Origin of the sequence: Mycobacterium sp., assembly GCF_032159775.1 — a bacterium.
Taxonomy (GTDB): domain Bacteria; phylum Actinomycetota; class Actinomycetes; order Mycobacteriales; family Mycobacteriaceae; genus Mycobacterium.
Window position 1 is genome coordinate 1 of the sequence record NZ_JAVHWK010000178.1, and the last position, 16,799, is coordinate 16,799.

The following is a 16,799-nucleotide window of genomic DNA, read 5'->3' on the forward strand; positions in this document are numbered from 1 at the left end:
ACCTGACCCACGCCTACGACGCCGAATTCGGCGTGATGATTTCGGCCTCTCACAACCCGATGCCCGACAACGGCATCAAGATCTTCGGCGCGGGCGGGCACAAGCTCGACGACGCCACCGAGGACCGTATCGAAGAACTGCTCGCCGCCGGACCGGGAGAACGCCCGGTTGGCGCGGCCATTGGTCGTGTCGTCGACGCCGACGACGCACTCGACCGATACCTGCGCCACGCGGGCAAGGCGCTGACCACCCGTCTGGATCAGCTGACCGTCGTTGTCGACTGCGCCAACGGCGCCGCGTCGACGGCCGCGCCGCGGGCATATCGGGCCGCGGGCGCGAACGTCATCGCGATCAACGCGGAACCTAACGGGCTGAACATCAACGACGGCTGCGGCTCCACCCATATGGAGACGCTGCAGCAGACGGTGGTATCCCGCGGCGCCCATCTCGGCCTGGCCCATGACGGCGACGCCGACCGCTGCCTGGCCGTCGATGCCGACGGCAACATCATCGACGGCGACGCCATCATGGTGATCCTCGCGCTGGCGATGCGCGAGTCAGGCGAGCTGGCATCCAACACGCTCGTGACGACCGTGATGAGCAACCTCGGCCTGCACCTTGCGATGCGCTCGGCGGGTATCGAGGTCCGCACCACCGGTGTCGGCGACCGCTATGTGCTCGAAGAGATGCGGGCGGGGAACTACTCGCTCGGCGGCGAGCAGTCCGGCCACATCGTCATGCCCGCATTGGGTACCACCGGCGACGGCATCGTCACCGGGCTGAAGCTGATGTCGAGGATGGCGCAGACCCGCTCGTCGCTGGCCCAGCTGGCGTCGACCATGCAGCAGCTACCGCAGGTGCTGATCAATGTGGAGGTCAACGACAAGGCCACCGTCGCCGATGCTCCGTCGGTACGCACGGCCGTCGCTAAAGCCGAAGCCGAGCTGGGCGACACCGGCCGAATTCTGTTGCGGCCCTCCGGGACCGAGCAGATGGTGCGGGTGATGGTGGAAGCCGCCGACGAGGACACCGCCCGCCAATTGGCCATCCGTGTCGCCGAATCGGTCAGCGAACAACGCTGAAACGGGCGGAACCGCAAGCGTTACGCCGACGTCGTAGTCTGTGTGGGAGAACCTGACACCGCGCGTGTCGATGTCGCGGCGGTGCTCGACGTCGCCCGCCAATACGACACGGCGTCCGACATCGTCGACGCCGCCATTCGAACTCATCTGACCGGTCTGCGGTTCGACGGGGCGGTCGCCGGCCGCATGCATGCGGCCCAAGGCGACGCACTCCGCGTGGCGCTCAATGAGCTGGTGAACCGGCTGCACCAATGGACGCGCGCGGCAACCGAGATCGCCGCCGAACTGCGTTCGTGTGCAGATCGATACGTCGACGTCGACGACCGCGGCGCCCGACGGATCGGTTGAGCCATGGCTGAATCGCTCGACGTCCCCGCGCGGCTGGGTGATGGCCGTTCCGCCGTCGACACCATCGGTGAGTATGTGTGGGCCTGTCATCTGGTCGGCTACCAGAATCCAGATCTCACGCTGCACGCCGCACAGGTGCGCGACTGGTACGGCAGCGAGGACGGTCTGGACCTGCGGGCGCTGGAGGCCGATCGCGCGGCTCTGGATGCGGCGGCAACCGCGACGGACAGCGCGCGACGGCTGCAGGAAGAGCAGGCCGACGCGCTGGCCGGGGTGTGGCAAGGCCGCGGTGCCGATGCCTCGCGGGCGTTCCTGGCCCGGCACGCCGAAGCGTCCGCGTCCGCGGCATCGGCGGTGCGCGATGCGGCGGACGCGCTCGCCGCACTGCGCGACGAGCTGTGGCACGCAGTCGACGCCAAGGTCGGCGCCGCAGTGGAGATCGAGGGGCGCCGCCAGACCGAGCGGGCAGAGTGGCTGTCCGCGACGCGCACGGTGACCACGGGAGCCGGCGACCGCGTCGTCGCGAGCGAACTCGTCGACCAGAAAGTCAAGCCGTTCGTGGACAACGACATTCGGGCTGAATGGCTGGCAGCGATGCAGCAAACCATGGCTGCCGCTTCCGCTGCATTCGATGATGCGACCAGCGTGCTGACGGGCGATGCCGTTACGCCGTTCGAGGTGCCGGGCGATCTCGGCCCCGCGTCGATACCGTCGTCGCCAAGCGGTGCCCCACCGGTCGAGGTGGCGGGCACTGCGCCTGCGGCGTGGACCAGCCCGTCTCCTGCCGCGGTAGTCCAGGGTCCCGCGCCTGCCGGTCCTCCGCCGGTTGCTCCGACGGCCGGGATACCGGCGGCGGAACCGCTCGCCGCGCCGGTCCCCGCAGCCGCAGCGCCTGCGCCTGCCGCTCCTCCGAGTTCTGGGCTGCCGACGATGCCTCCGATGCCGTCTACCGGTGAGCTCGGTGGTGGATTGCCGGGCGCCGCAGGTGGGCTCGCCGGGCTCGGTACCCAACTCGCCGACGCAATCGGCGGTCTCGTCAACCGTCCCGACGAAGCGCTTCCGGATCCGCAGCAGCTGGAGAACGCGGCCACCGACGACGGGCCGCCGGGCGTCGAAGACGACGAGTCGGCCGTCGATGACGATGAGCCCGCCGTCGACGACGAGGCCCACGATGAAGAGGCAGACGATGACGAGGCCGACGATGAAGAGGCCGACGAGGCAGACGATCTCGCTGGTGCTGACGAAGCCGCCGATGAGTCCGACGACACGTGCGCAGATGATTCCGTCGCCGAGGCACCCGTAGCCGAACCGGTCGCGACGCCGCCGCCGGAGCCGATGCCGCCGCCCCCGATGGTGGAACCGCCGCCCAGTGCCGAGGCGATTGGAGCCGAGACGCCGTGCGAGATCGCCGCCGACCAGCTGCCCCAGGCAGGGCCGTGACAACTCCATTACTCGAGTAGTGCCGTACGCGTGTCCAGCACCGGTGTCCGTGCCTACGCTGCAATCTGACGACAACCCGCGCCTACCGATGCGAAGCGCTGGAGGACACATGCCACCCGTGACCGACCTTCCCACGCCCGACTTCACATTCGATTCGGCCGCGCCTGGCGCGTGCATCGCCGGCGTGCGGCCTTATCGCCGCGATTCGTACATGCTCGGTCACGAGGTGGCAGGTGGAAAGTTCCTGGTACACAACTATGGCCACGGCGGCGCGGGGATCACCCTGAGCTGGGGCTGCGCACAGCAGGTGCACGACATCGTCGCCGGCCGCATCGCGACGTCTCACGACACGGCGGCGGCAGTGCTCGGTGCAGGCGTCATGGGCCTGACCGCAGCGACACTGTTGAGCGATCTGGGCCTCACGGTGACCATCTACGCAGACCGTCAGCCGATCGACACCACGTCGCACAAGGCCGGTGGGCAGTGGGCGGTCTCGGTCGTCGAATACAGTCGACCCCAAGAACTGAAGAAGATTCTCACCGACTCCTATATGCGGTTCACGACTCAACTCGGTCCGAGTTTCGGCGTCTACGAGCGCTCTAACTACACCCACGAGCGCACCAAGAACTTCGATATCGTGCTGCAGCTATGCCCCGGCCTGATACCCGAACCGATCCCTCTGGCGCGCATGCCTTTCCAGGGCCACTCGATCCCGGGGTACGAATATCACACGCTGTTGATCGAGCCGCCGGTCTTCCTGGCACGGCTGGAGTGCGATCTGCGGGACCGCGGGGTGACATTCGTCGACCGCCACTTCGTCAATCGCGCCGACGTGCTCACGTCACTGAGCGAGAACATCATCGTCAACTGCACGGGGACGGGCGCCGAGAAGCTGATGAACGACACTGCGATGCAGCCGATCAAGGGACAGCTGGCCATGCTGCCGACACAACAGAACCTGAACTACCTCTACAGCGGCGACGGATATCTGTTCCCACGGTCCGACCACGTCGTCATCGGCGGGACATACGAACCCGACCTCTCCGACGAAACACCCTCCCAGACCGTGTGCAAGGACATCCTGAAGTACATGGCGTCGCACTTCGGAGTGGTGCCCGCCGTCCCGATGCCCGACATCCACATCAACCATCCCGACCACGCCGCGACCTACGATCCGGTACTGCCCAATGACCAGGCGCAGCCCGGTCTGAACGTGTGAACGCAGGGGAGGGCACGATGGCAGTCACCGTCGTCGACTACGTGCTGACACGGCTGAAGGAGCAGGGCGTCACCCATCTGTTCGGGGTGCCCGCGCTGTACTGCGCGGCGCTATTCGACCGGGCACCCGCCCACGCCATTACGCCGGTGGTGACCGCGAGCGATCTCGAAGCCGGTTATGCCGCAGACGGATACGCGCGGACCAGGGGACTGGCCGCGGTCTCGGTAGCCAATGGAGTCGGGACGTTGAGCCTCATCAACGCCATCGGCGGAGCCTTTGTCGAGCGCAGCCCCGTGGTGGTCATCAACGGCGGGCCGACCGCAGGCCACCTCGCCGATCTGGCTCAGCGTGACATCCTCTACTCGCATTCGACCGGCCGCGCCAACGCCGAACTCGACGCGTTCGGGCTCGTCACCGCGAAAACGGTGCGTGCCGCCACGAAGGATGCGGTGCCTGCCGCCGTCGACGGGGCGATCACCGCGGCGCTGACATCCAAGCGTCCGGTGTACATCGAGATCGCCATGGATCTGTGGTCTCAGACCTGTGCCGACCCCGGTCCGCCGCTGACGTCGAGTGTGCCTGCTGCCGGCACCGAAACACAGCTTGCCGCAACGATTGTGGGCCTGATTCGCGGCGCGCAGAAGCCGGTACTTCTGATCGGAACCGAGGTGGCACGCTACGGCCTGGCCGACGCGGTCGCAGATCTGATTGCCAAGCTCGGTGTCCGGTGGGCCAGCGACATGCTGTCGAAGTCCACGCTCGCCGAAACGGGCGCGGGATGGATCGGTGTCTACGACCCGCCGTATGTGCCGCAGGCCATTCGTACCCAGGTCGAATCAGCAGACCTGTTGGTGACTCTCGGCTGCGTCTACCCCAACAGCTTCGCGCCGCTGGTCGCCCAGAAGTTCACCAGCATGGTCGCGGTGTACGACGGCAAGGTGCGGATAGGGAGCCAGCCCAAACAGAATGCCGAGATCCGGGCGCTGGTGGAAGCCATGCAAATCAAGGCCGCCGAACAGCCGCCTGCGAACGTTCCCGCCGGTGCGGTGCCGTCGGTTTCACCGGCCGCTGTGGGCACGCTGACCTACAAGCAGGTCTTCCAGCGCGTCGGTAATGCGTTGGACGAGACACTGATCACCATTCCAGACACCTTCCTCGGCACGTACGCCGCAGCGAACCTGCCCGTGAAAGGCAGAGACGCCTTCCTGTGCGATGCGGTGTGGGCGTCGATCGGCCATTCGGTCGCCGCTGCGGTCGGCGCGTCGTTCGGCTCGCCCAGGCGTCCCCTCGTCATCTGCGGCGACGGCGGATTCCAGATGACCGCCGAAGCGCTGTCGACGATGGCGCGCTATGGACGCAACCCGATCGTCGTATTGATCGTCAACGGCATCTACGGTTTCGAACAGTTCCTGCTTGACCGCAGCTACTTCACCACGAACAGCAACACCCCCGCCCGTCCCTACGCGAGCATCGGCCAGTGGGACTTCGTCAAGTTCGCCAACAGTGTCGGCGTGCAGTTCGCGAAAATCGTCGACACCGCGGTGGCGCTGGACTCCGAACTTGCTGCCGCCAAGGCCAATCCGGGGCCGAGCCTGATCGTTGCGCAGGTGCCACCGCGCGGGCTGCCCACCGAGATGGAGTGAGCTACGGCAGCAGCCCCTGCAGCTCTTCGACGAAGCGCACCGATTCGCGCCGGTCGCCTGTCAGCGGATGCACCAGCAGGGTCGTCACGCCGGCTTCCGCGTAGGCGGCAACGCGTTCCTTGACGAAACCCGTTGGCCCGATGAGCGATACGTGTCGCACCAAGTCGTCGGGCACCGCGTCGATCGCCTCGGCCTTCTTGCCTGCCAGGTAGAGATCCTGGATGTGGTCGGCCACTTCGCCGAACCCGTAGCGGGTCGCCAAGTTGTGGTAAAAATTCTTGCCGCGAGCGCCCATGCCGCCGATGTACAGCGCCAGTTGCGGTTTCGCCCACGCCAGCCGCTCTTGCACGTCGTCGCCGATGGCCAGGGTGGCGCTGACCATGACGTCGAGCGGCCCGAGCTCCGGATCGCGTTTGGCCATACCTGACCGCAGCGAGTCACCCCAGGCATCGTCGACCTTCTCCGGATAGAAGAACACCGGTTGCCAGCCCTCCGCGATCTCTGCGGTCAGCTCCACATTCTTCGGACCGAGGGATGCGATCGTAATCGGAATACGTTCGCGGACAGGGTGATTGATGAGATGCAGCGGCTTGCCGAGTCCGGTGCCGCGATCGTGGGGCAGCGGTAGCTGGTAGTGCTTGCCGTCGAACTTCACGTTTTCCCGGCGCCACACCTGTCTGCAGATCTCGACGACTTCGCGGGTGCGGCCGAGCGGCGCATCGAACGGAACGCCATGGAAGCCCTCCACCACCTGCGGCCCCGACGTCCCGATGCCCAGCCGGAACCGGCCGTCGGACACGTAATCCAGCCCGGCGGCCGTCATCGCCAACAGCGACGGGGTTCGCGTGTAAATCGGCACGACGCCGGAGCCCAGTTCGATCCGGGACGTCTTGGCCGCCAGAAACCCCAATTGGCTGACCGCGTCGAAGGAGTACGCCTCGGCTACCAGCGCGATGTCGACGCCGACTTTCTCCAGCTCCACGACCTCGTCGACGGCTTCCAGGAAACCGCCGGCGTAGTTGAGGAAGATTCCTGTCCGCATGGCGGCCTCCTTAAGGCTTCAACAGCGCGACGACCTTGTTCTCCAGGTCAACGGGGTCGTCGGAGAAGGGATCCATCGTCGCCGCCTTGGGCAGGTCTATCTCGGGATCGGAGAAGTCGCGGTAGGTCTTGTCACCGGTCAGCACGTTCAGCAGGAAGCCGGTCATCAGCGCCCGCACCATCTTCTGCGTGCCGCGGTCGGCGCCGGGCAGGCCGACGACCCGTGCAAGGCGGCGGCCCTCGATCAGCCCGCCCGCCTTGGCTTTCGGCACGGCGCGCAGCGTCGCTGTCTCCCACACCCGGGCCAACTCGACCGCGTTCGATCGCAAAGACATCGGGTCGCCCGGGTCGGTCAGGATCAGGCCGGGCACCGTCAACGCTGCGGCGGCTTCCTCGGCGCGCGGCTTGGTCACCGTGGGGAACGCCGCAACAACGGCTTTGGGCTTCGCGGGCATGCCCGCAGCGGCGAACACCGCGGTCGACGCGCCGAAGCCGTGGCCGACGATGCCGAGCTTGGCGGGATGCACGCTGATCTTCCCGACGCCAAGGCGGACTCCGGAGATGATGTCCAGCGTGGTGCCCAGGTCGAACGCGAGGTTGAGCACCGACGGCGCGATGCCCTTCTCGGTGTCGGGCGCGGCCGCGACGATGCCCCATGAAGCCAAGTGCTCGAGGGTCCCCTCGTAACGCTCGGCTCCCGCCACCCATTCGTGCGCGAACGCGACACCGGGAAGGTTGAACCCGGACTCCGGGGTGTACACCACGCCGGGCATTCCGGCGAAAGCCAAGTCGCCGCGCAGCACACGATGGGGCCCGCGCCGTTTCAATGCGGCGAAAAGCTTCTTGGTGCTGGCCACCTGACGACCGTAGCCCAGGCGCCGCGGTTGCGGCGCTAGGGTCCACCGTGTGAAGTTGCGCTGGCCTGTCGCGCTCGTCCTCCTCGCGCTGGGCGCGGTCGCGTCGCTCGTCGGGGACCACAGCCACGTCGCCACCGGCACCACCGAATACCTGTCCTCCGCGGTTCCGTTTGTATGGAGCAGCCCGGTCTGGTTCCCGACGCTTGTCGCGGTGGCGACGGTCGCGATCGCTGAGTTGCGGCTGCGACTACCGGATCTGCGTGCGGCCGTGACTGCGCGGCATGGGCTGGCAGGCGTCGCCGCGGTCATGGGCATCTACGTCACGACGGCGTTGGTGCACACCGCGCCCGCGGTGTCGGCCAATGTGCTCATCTACGCGCTTGCCGCGATCACGTGGTGCGCGCTCGGCGATCGGGGGGGTGCGTTGTGCGGCGCGCTGGTCGCCGTCATCGGACCTGCCGTAGAGGCTGCGGTCGCCGCGGCGGGCCTGGCCCGCTACGCCGAGGACTCCGACGCGCTGTTCGGTGTGGCCCCATGGCTGCCCGCGCTGTACTTCGCCTACGGGCTCGTTGTCGCCCTCCTCGCCGAGATCGGGGTGCGGTCGAGATACCTAACTCCTGCACAGCCTCCACACATGTAGGTCGGCGTAGCGTCGATACCGGTCGGGAACGAGTCATGATGTCTGATAACGACTTTGGGGTACTTATGACGAAGAAACTGATGAACTTCGCGGTGGGTCTCGGCATCGCGGGCGCAATCGGGGTCGCGGGAGTGGGTATCGGTGCGGGCACGGCGAATGCGGCCCCTTCACCCGCTGCGCAGGCCGGCTTTGCGGAGGGGGGCCCCGGCTCGGGCCCTGGCCCCTGGCGACCCGGCCCGCCGCCGCCTCCACCACCCCCCGCGTGGGACGGCGGCTACAACTACGGCGGCTGGAACAACTACGGCCCACCTCGTCCGCCGTGCCTGAGCGGGCCCCTCGGCTTCGTCCAGGTTTGCGCTTAGGGACTGTATAGGTACAAAGCGCAGTACACCGGTAAAATGTCGAAGGATATGCAGTTAGCTGGGTAGTCGTCTACGCTTGGTACCTATGTGTGGAATCGTCGGCTACGTCGGGACGCGGGACGCTCGCGGGGTCGTCGTCGACGCGCTGCGCCGGATGGAGTACCGCGGTTACGACTCCTCCGGCGTGGCCCTGCTCGACGGCGTCGGTGGGCTCACCGTGCGCCGACGGGCCGGGCGTCTGGCCAACCTGGAAGCAGCGCTGGCCGAGGCCGACGCCGCAAGCCTTGCGGGCAGCACCGGCCTCGGCCACACCCGGTGGGCGACCCATGGCAGGCCGACCGACCGAAACGCTCACCCGCACCGCGACAAGTCGGGGAAGATCGCGGTCGTTCACAACGGCATCATCGAGAACTACGCGGATCTGCGAGTCGAACTCGAGGCCACCGGCGTCGAGTTCGCCAGCGACACCGACACCGAGGTCGCTGTCCACCTGGTCTCCTGGCAGTACCACCACGGCCCGACCGCGGGGGATTTCGTCGGCTCCGTGATGGCGGTGCTGCCACGGCTGGAGGGTCACTTCACGCTGGTGTTCGCCAACGCCGACGATCCCGGCACGATCGTCGCCGCACGTCGGTCGACTCCGCTGGTTGTGGGCATCGGTGACGGCGAGATGTTCCTCGGCTCCGACGTCGCCGCGTTCATCGAACACACCCGCGACGCTGTCGAACTCGGCCAGGATCAGGCCGTCGTCATCACCGCGGACGGCTACCGGATCACCGACTTCCACGGCGAGGACGACGCCGCGAATGCGCGTGAGTTCCATATCGACTGGGATCTCTCGGCCGCCGAGAAGGGCGGCTTCGAGTACTTCATGCTCAAGGAGATCGCCGAGCAGCCCGCCGCTGTCGCCGACACCCTGCTCGGGCATTTCGTCGACGGCCGCATCGTGCTCGACGAGCAGCGGCTGTCCGACCAGGAACTGCGCGAGATCGACAAGGTCTTCATCGTCGCCTGCGGCACCGCTTACCACTCCGGACTACTGGCCAAGTACGCCATCGAGCACTGGACCCGGCTGCCGGTCGAGGTCGAGCTCGCCAGCGAGTTCCGCTACCGCGACCCGGTGCTTGACCGCAGCACGCTCGTCATCGCGATCTCTCAGTCCGGCGAGACCGCCGACACGCTCGAGGCCGTGCGGCACGCCAAGGAGCAGAAGGCGAAGGTGCTGGCGATCTGCAACACCAACGGCAGCCAAATCCCGCGCGAGTGCGACGCGGTGCTCTACACCCGCGCGGGCCCGGAGATCGGGGTCGCGTCGACCAAGACCTTCCTCGCCCAGATCGCCGCCAATTACCTCGTCGGTCTGGCGCTCGCGCAGGCCCGCGGCACCAAGTACCCCGACGAGGTGGAGCGCGAGTTCCGCGAGCTGGAGGCGATGCCCGAGCTGGTGAAGCGGGTGCTGGCCAACGTGGAGCCGGTCACAGACCTGGCCCATCGGTTCGCCAGGTCGCAGACCGTGCTGTTCCTCGGGCGTCACGTCGGCTATCCCGTCGCACTCGAGGGCGCGTTGAAGCTCAAGGAACTGGCGTACATGCACGCAGAGGGTTTTGCGGCGGGCGAGCTCAAGCACGGTCCGATCGCCCTGATCGAGGACGGCCTGCCGGTCATCGTCGTCATGCCGTCGCCGAAGAGCGCGGCGGTGCTGCACTCCAAACTCCTGAGCAACATCCGCGAGATCCAGGCCCGCGGCGCGATCACCATCGTGATCGCCGAGGAGGGCGACGACACGGTCCGGCCGTACGCCGACCACCTGATCGAAATCCCGGCGGTGTCAACGCTTTTGCAGCCACTGCTCTCGACGATTCCGCTGCAGGTGTTCGCCGCCGGTGTCGCGCAGGCCCGCGGTTACGACGTGGACAAGCCGCGCAACCTGGCGAAGTCCGTCACTGTCGAGTAGCCGCGGCAGCCCTTACTCGGGCTGGCTGCCGCGGGCGTCCAGCCTGCGCAATACCCGGTCGGCGATGATGGGATCAGTTCCGGACTCGGTGCGGCCCTCGACGACCGCCTCTCTTGCGGCCGCCAACATCTCGTCCTTCACTGCGTTGAGCGTGGACGCATCTCCAGCGCCGTTCGCGCCGTCCTTAGGACCGTCGGGTGCGAATCCGATCGAGTGCCACATCCGATCGGCGTTTTCCGATGCCTGCTCTATTACCTCCGCGTCGACGTCGCCCCGTTCGCGGATGTCGTCGAGGCGTTCAAAGCCGGCCAGCCTGGCACGTCGGATCAGCGCTTGTTCCGCCTCGTTGCGTTCGTCGTCGGACGCACTCACGTCGAGGCGCCGCACCAGCCATGGCAGCGTCAAACCCTGCAGGAGCATCGTGACGGCGATGACGACGAACGCGACGAAGATCAGCCGGTCGCGCTCCGGGAATTCCTGCGGCAGGGACAGCACGGCCACCAAGGTCACCACGCCGCGCATCCCGGCCCACGACGCGACGGTCATCTCCCGCCAGCCAACGGGTTCGGCCAGATCAGGGTTGCGACGGCGACGAGCCTTCTCGTCGATGGTGGCGACCAGGAAAATCCACAGGAAGCGGACGACGATCACCACGGCCGTCACGATCAGCGCCTGAGCGATCACCGTGCCCAGTTGGCCGTCCACTTCAGAGGCCACCGCGCGCAACTCGAGGCCGACGAACGCAAAAGCGACGCCCGTCACCAGCAGTTCGATGACCTCCCAGGTGGTACTCGACACCAGGCGGGTCTTCGAGGACTCGGCATCGCCGTACCGGCTCAGAGCAAGCGCAACGGTCACTACGGCCAGCACGCCGCTGCCGTGAACGGCGTCAGCGGCGGCGTAGGCAGCGAATGGCATGAGCAGAACCAGGGCGCTGCCGGCGGGATGTGCGGGCAGCTTTTTCAATAGCAACCGACTGATGACGGCGATGACCAGACCCACCCCGACGCCGGCCACAACCGCGACCCCCAGCGTTGCACCGGCGCGCCACGGCGAGAATGCGCCCGTCACCGCCGCCGCGACGGCGACTTCATACAGCACAAGGGCTGTCGCGTCGTTGGAAAGCCCTTCGCCCTCCAGGACCGTGCGCAGCCGCTGTGGCAGCCCCAGTTTCTGGGCGACCGCCGTGGCGGCTACTGGGTCGGGCGGGGCGACCGCCGCGCCGAGAGCGACCGCGGCGATCAGCGGAAGACCGGGGACGAGCGCCTGCAATGTCGTGCCGACGGCGAAGGCCGTCACCGCCACCAAGGCGACCGCTAATAGGCCGATCGGTCTGCGGTTATCCAGGAATTGGCGCCACGATGTTCGACGCGCCGCCGCGAACAGCAGTGGCGGCAAGACGAGGGGCAGGAGAAGCTCTGGATTGACCGACGGTTGCGGCAGGCCGGGAACGAAAGCGAGCAGCAGCCCGAAGGTCAGCAGCAGGACGGGGTAGGGGACCCCAATACGTTCGGCGAGCGGCGCCAGTACGACCGTCGCCGCCAGCAGCGCCAGCAGCAGCGTCAAGGCAGCCAACAGACAACTCTCCCAACTCATCGATAGGTGGAGGTTGGATTCCCGTTCTCACCGGCGCGAACCAGTCGGGGATATAGCTTGGTAGTGATTCACGTCGCAGCGCGGCAAATCGAACGGAGCGGGAGCTGATGCGGTCCTACTACTCCGCTGACGCGATCCGCGAAGCCGAGGCGCCGCTGCTGGCGTCGCTGCCCGACGGTGTGCTGATGCGGCGGGCCGCCAACGGGCTGGCCACTGCCATCGCCCGCGAACTATTGGTGCGGACCGGCGGTATCGCGGGCCGGTCGGTCTGCGCGGTCGTCGGCTCCGGCGACAACGGCGGTGACGCGCTGTGGGCCGCGACGTTTCTGCGCCGCCGCGGCGCGTCGGCGGCAGCCGTCCTGCTCAACCCCGAACGCACTCATCCCAAGGCGCTGGCGGCATTCCGCAAGGCGGGCGGCCGGGTCGTGCACAGCGTTCCTGCGACAGCCGATCTGGTGATCGACGGTGTCGTCGGCATCTCCGGTACCGGCCCGTTGCGGCCGGCCGCCGCAGAGATTTTCGCCGCCGTCGACGAGGCGGGCACACCGGTGGTGGCCGTCGACATCCCCAGTGGCGTCGACGTGCAGACCGGCGCGGTCAGCGGGCCCGCCGTACACGCCGCGCTGACCGTGACGTTCGGTGGCCTCAAACCCGTGCACGCGCTGGGTGACTGCGGCCGGGTCGAACTGGTCGACATCGGCCTGGACCTACCGCAGCCGGACATCATGAGTTTCGACGCCTCCGATGTCGTCGCCCGCTGGCCCATGCCGGGGCCGAAGGACGACAAGTACACCCAGGGCGTCACTGGCGTCCTCGCCGGCTCGGCGACCTACCCGGGAGCGGCTGTGCTGTGCGCCGGCGCGGCGGTGGCCGCCACATCCGGGATGGTGCGCTACGCGGGAAGTGCAGCGCAGCAAGTGCTTTCGCATTGGCCAGAAGTCATCGCATCGCCGAGCCCTTCTGGTGCGGGCCGGGTGCAGGCGTGGGCCGTCGGACCTGGCCTCGGCACCGACGACGTCGGCGCCTCGGCGCTGTGGTTCGCGCTCGACACCAACCTGCCGGTGATCGTCGACGCCGACGCGTTGACGATCCTCGCCGCGCACCCCGACCTGCTCGCCGACCGAAAGGCGCCTACGGTGCTGACGCCACACGCGGGGGAGTTCGCGCGGCTGGCTGGGTCGCCGCCGGGCGACGACCGCATCGCCGCCACTCGCAGGCTGGCCGACCAGTTCGGGGCGACCGTGCTGCTGAAGGGCAACATCACCGTCATCGCCGAACCGGGCGGTCTGGCCTACGTCCACCCCGCCGGGCAGTCGTGGGCGGCCACCGCGGGATCGGGCGACGTGCTGTCCGGCATCATCGGTGCTCTGCTTGCCGCTGGCCTCCCCGCAGGCGAAGCCGCGGCCTGCGCGGCGTTCGTGCACGCAAGCGCCGCCAACCTCTCGGCCGTCGACCCCGGCCCGCGCCCAGCCCCGACGTCCGCGTCGCGCATCCTCGCGCACGTCCGCACCGCAGTCGCCCGTCTATAGCCCAGCAACGAGAGGACTTTCCATGCCCCCCAAGCATTCCAGCGGACCGGTTATCGCTCCGGCCTACACCGGTCGGATGTCGATGGCGGCTATTCCGGCGTTGCGGATGCCGGACGAAAGCATGAACCCCGATGCCGCGTACCGCTTCATCCACGACGAGCTGATGCTCGACGGCAGCTCGCGGCTCAACTTGGCGACGTTCGTGACGACGTGGATGGATCCGCAGGCCGAGAAGCTGATGGCCGAGACGTTCGACAAGAACATGATCGACAAGGACGAATACCCCGCCACCGCCGCCATCGAGGCCCGCTGTGTGGCGATGGTTGCCGACCTGTTCCACGCCGAAGGTCTGCGCGATGACGACGCGTCAAGCGCGACAGGCGTTTCCACGGTCGGCTCCAGCGAGGCAGTGATGCTCGCCGGTCTCGCGATGAGTTGGCGGTGGCGTGAACGTGTCGGCAAAGATTGGCGCAAGCGCAGGCCGAACATGGTGATGGGCTCCAACGTGCAGGTGGTGTGGGAGAAGTTCTGCCGTTACTTCGACGTCGAGCCGAGGTACCTGCCGATGGAGAAGGGCCGCTACGTCATCACCCCAGAGCAGGTGCTGGAGAACATCGACGAGGACACCATTGGCGTGGTCGCGATTCTTGGCACCACGTTCACCGGTGAGCTGGAACCGATCGGCGAGATCTGCGAGGCGCTGGACAAACTGGCCGCCGACGGCGGACTCGACATACCCGTGCACGTCGACGCGGCCAGCGGAGGCTTCGTCGTCCCGTTCCTGCATCCGGATGTCATCTGGGACTTCCGGCTTCCGCGCGTGGTGTCGATCAATGTGAGCGGGCACAAGTATGGCCTGACCTATCCCGGCATCGGCTTCGTGGTGTGGCGCAGCCCCGAGCACCTGCCCGAGGACCTGGTCTTCCGGGTCAACTACCTCGGCGGCGACATGCCCACGTTCACGCTGAACTTCTCCCGGCCGGGCAATCAGGTGATCGGCCAGTACTACAACTTCCTACGGCTGGGCAAGGAGGGGTACGCGCAGGTGATGGGGTGCCTTTCGCAGACCTCCCGGTGGCTGGGTGACCAACTGCGCGACAGCGAGCACTTCGAGCTGATCTCCGACGGGTCGGCGATCCCGGTGGTCAGCTTCCGCCTGAAGGGCGACCCGGGCTACACGGAGTTCGACGTATCGCATGCGCTGCGGTCCTACGGCTGGCAGGTGCCCGCGTACACCATGCCGGAGAATGCCACCGACATCGCGGTGCTGCGCGTCGTCGTGCGCGAAGGGTTCTCCATGAACTTGGCGCGGGCGCTGCGCGACGACACCATCACCGCGCTGGCCCATCTCGATGAACTCAAGCCCGACGGTCATTTCGACGAACTACAGCCGTTCGCGCACTGACGGGTGCGTCCGTGCACAACCCTGATGTGGCGTTCGACGTAAATGCTCTGCGTCAGAAGTACGCAGAAGAGCGTGACAGGCGGCTACGGCCCGACGGGATCGCGCAGTATGTCGAAGTCGCAGGGCCATTCGCCGGATTCGCCGAAGACCCATGGAGCGAAACGGATTTCACTCGGCCACCGTTGCACGACGAAGTCGACGTCGCGATCATCGGCGCGGGGCTCGGGGGGCTGCTGACCGGCGCCCGGCTGCGCGAGTCGGGCGTGCAGAACATTCGGCTCATCGACAAGGCGGCCGACGTGGGTGGCACCTGGTACTGGAACCGCTACCCGGGGATTGCCTGCGATGTCGAGTCCTACGTCTACCTGCCGCTGCTCGAGGAGCTCGGCTACATCCCGACCGAGAAATACGCCAAGGGCGACGAGATCTTCGCGCACTGCCGACGCATCGCCGAACACTATGACCTGTACCGCGACGCCTGCCTGCAGACCGAAGTCACCCAAATGCGTTGGGACGACGCAGACTCCCGATGGGTCATCGCCACCGACCACGGTGACGCTATCCGGGCGAGGTTCGTGTCGATGGCCAACGGGTACCTGCAGAAGCCGAAACTTCCCGGCATCGAAGGGATCATGGACTTCCGGGGGCGCGCCTTCCACACCAGCCGGTGGGACTACAGCTATACCGGAGACGACCTGGCCGAGCTCGCGGACAAGCGGGTCGGGATCATAGGCACCGGCGCGACCGCGATCCAGTGTGTTCCGCACCTCGGTAGGTCGGCGGGCCGGCTTTTCGTGTTCCAGCGCACGCCGTCGACGGTCGACGTACGCGGCAACCGACCGACCGACCCGCAATGGTCGGCAGACCTGAAGAACGGCTGGCAGCGCCACCGCATCGAGAATTTCCAGCTGCTCACTGCGGGCGGCGAAGCCGACGAGGACCTTGTCAATGACGCCTGGACGAGCATCGTCAAGAAACTGTTCGTGATGCGGCAGCGCAGCGTCGAGGGAATGTCGGACGAAGATCGTTTGCGGGCAGTCGAACTCGCCGACTTCGCCAAGATGGAGGAGATTCGCGGCCGCGTCGACTCGATCGTGGCAGACCGCGCCACCGCCGAGGCGCTCAAGCCCTGGTACGGCTACTTCTGCAAGCGACCCTGCTTCCACGACGAATACCTGCAGACGTTCAATCGCGACAATGTCACGCTGGTTGACACCCGGGGCCGTGGCGTCGAGCGGATCACCCCGGGCGGCGTCGTCGTCGACGGCACCGAACACCCCGTTGACTGCCTGATATTCGCAACCGGATTCGAAGTCGGCACCGACTACTCGCGCCGCACCGGGTTCGACCTGGTCGGACGTGACGGCCTCACGCTCACCGAGAAATGGGTCGACGGCGTTCGCACGCTGCACGGCGTCAGCGTTAACGGCTTCCCGAACAGCTTCGTGCTCAGCATCGCCCAGTCCGGGTTCACCGTGAACTTCCCCTACCTCCTCGACGTCCAGGCAACCCATACGGCCGGCGTGATCGCCTGGGCGCTCAACAGTGGGATAGAACGGCTGGAGGCGTCCGTCGACGCCGAAACTGCCTGGGTCGACACCATCGTGGAGCGGTCCGCCGCCAGCGCGCAGCGGGCCAAAGCGTGCACACCGGGCTACTACAACCGGGAGGGTCAGGCGAACG

At 67.1% G+C, this 16,799-nt stretch carries 14 protein-coding genes; 11 read left to right on the forward strand and 3 right to left on the reverse strand.

The window, feature by feature from the left end; genetic code table 11:
- The 5 genes from glmM to QOJ24_RS23095 all read left to right on the forward strand — a co-directional run.
- Positions 1–1,082 (forward strand): phosphoglucosamine mutase (gene glmM / locus QOJ24_RS23075; RefSeq protein WP_526265512.1); only part of this gene is annotated, 1,082 nt, incomplete at its 5' end.
- A gap of 42 nt (positions 1,083–1,124) precedes the next feature.
- Positions 1,125–1,430: a type VII secretion target gene (locus tag QOJ24_RS23080; RefSeq protein WP_526265514.1), complete on the forward strand. Its 306-nt coding sequence runs from the start codon at positions 1,125–1,127 to the stop codon at positions 1,428–1,430.
- A gap of 3 nt (positions 1,431–1,433) precedes the next feature.
- A complete protein-coding gene (locus tag QOJ24_RS23085) occupies positions 1,434–2,870 on the forward strand; it encodes a hypothetical protein (RefSeq protein ID WP_526265516.1) in 1,437 nt (478 codons plus the stop codon).
- A 118-nt stretch (positions 2,871–2,988) separates the two neighbouring features.
- The gene (locus QOJ24_RS23090) at positions 2,989–4,089 is read left to right on the forward strand and encodes an FAD-dependent oxidoreductase (protein ID WP_526265518.1); all 1,101 of its coding nucleotides are present in this window, start codon (positions 2,989–2,991) and stop codon (positions 4,087–4,089) included.
- Positions 4,090–4,106: 17 nt separating this feature from the next.
- A complete protein-coding gene (locus QOJ24_RS23095; RefSeq protein ID WP_526265520.1) occupies positions 4,107–5,732 on the forward strand; it encodes a thiamine pyrophosphate-dependent enzyme in 1,626 nt (541 codons plus the stop codon).
- Between the two features lies 1 nt (position 5,733).
- Here QOJ24_RS23095 and QOJ24_RS23100 read toward each other — a convergent pair whose 3' ends face one another.
- Together QOJ24_RS23100 and QOJ24_RS23105 are read right to left on the reverse strand one after the other, a co-directional pair.
- On the reverse strand, positions 5,734–6,774 hold the full coding sequence (locus tag QOJ24_RS23100) for an LLM class F420-dependent oxidoreductase (RefSeq protein ID WP_526265522.1): 1,041 nt from the start codon (positions 6,772–6,774) through the stop codon (positions 5,734–5,736).
- Positions 6,775–6,784: 10 nt separating this feature from the next.
- Complete coding sequence (locus QOJ24_RS23105) at positions 6,785–7,630, reverse strand: dienelactone hydrolase family protein (RefSeq protein WP_526265524.1); 846 nt, start codon at positions 7,628–7,630, stop codon at positions 6,785–6,787.
- Between the two features lie 49 nt (positions 7,631–7,679).
- On the opposite strand from QOJ24_RS23105, the gene QOJ24_RS23110 reads away from it, so the two are divergent.
- From QOJ24_RS23110 to glmS, 3 genes are all read left to right on the forward strand, one after another.
- Positions 7,680–8,270 carry a diacylglycerol-binding protein gene (locus QOJ24_RS23110; RefSeq protein ID WP_526265526.1) on the forward strand — a complete coding sequence of 197 codons (591 nt, stop codon included), beginning with the start codon at positions 7,680–7,682 and terminating at the stop codon, positions 8,268–8,270.
- A gap of 65 nt (positions 8,271–8,335) precedes the next feature.
- On the forward strand, positions 8,336–8,632 hold the full coding sequence (locus QOJ24_RS23115) for a hypothetical protein (RefSeq protein ID WP_526265528.1): 297 nt from the start codon (positions 8,336–8,338) through the stop codon (positions 8,630–8,632).
- Positions 8,633–8,717: 85 nt separating this feature from the next.
- Positions 8,718–10,586 carry a glutamine--fructose-6-phosphate transaminase (isomerizing) gene (gene glmS, locus QOJ24_RS23120; protein WP_526265530.1) on the forward strand — a complete coding sequence of 623 codons (1,869 nt, stop codon included), beginning with the start codon at positions 8,718–8,720 and terminating at the stop codon, positions 10,584–10,586.
- 12 nt (positions 10,587–10,598) lie between these two features.
- Here glmS and QOJ24_RS23125 read toward each other — a convergent pair whose 3' ends face one another.
- The gene (locus tag QOJ24_RS23125; RefSeq protein ID WP_526265532.1) at positions 10,599–12,161 is read right to left on the reverse strand and encodes a Na+/H+ antiporter; all 1,563 of its coding nucleotides are present in this window, start codon (positions 12,159–12,161) and stop codon (positions 10,599–10,601) included.
- A 128-nt stretch (positions 12,162–12,289) separates the two neighbouring features.
- Between QOJ24_RS23125 and QOJ24_RS23130 the strand changes: the two genes are divergently transcribed.
- From QOJ24_RS23130 to QOJ24_RS23140, 3 genes are all read left to right on the forward strand, one after another.
- On the forward strand, positions 12,290–13,711 hold the full coding sequence (locus tag QOJ24_RS23130) for an NAD(P)H-hydrate dehydratase (protein ID WP_526265534.1): 1,422 nt from the start codon (positions 12,290–12,292) through the stop codon (positions 13,709–13,711).
- A 22-nt stretch (positions 13,712–13,733) separates the two neighbouring features.
- Complete coding sequence (gene gad / locus QOJ24_RS23135) at positions 13,734–15,116, forward strand: glutamate decarboxylase (RefSeq protein WP_526265536.1); 1,383 nt, start codon at positions 13,734–13,736, stop codon at positions 15,114–15,116.
- A gap of 26 nt (positions 15,117–15,142) precedes the next feature.
- The coding region (locus tag QOJ24_RS23140) for a flavin-containing monooxygenase (protein WP_526265538.1) at positions 15,143–16,799 on the forward strand (1,657 nt) is incomplete at its 3' end.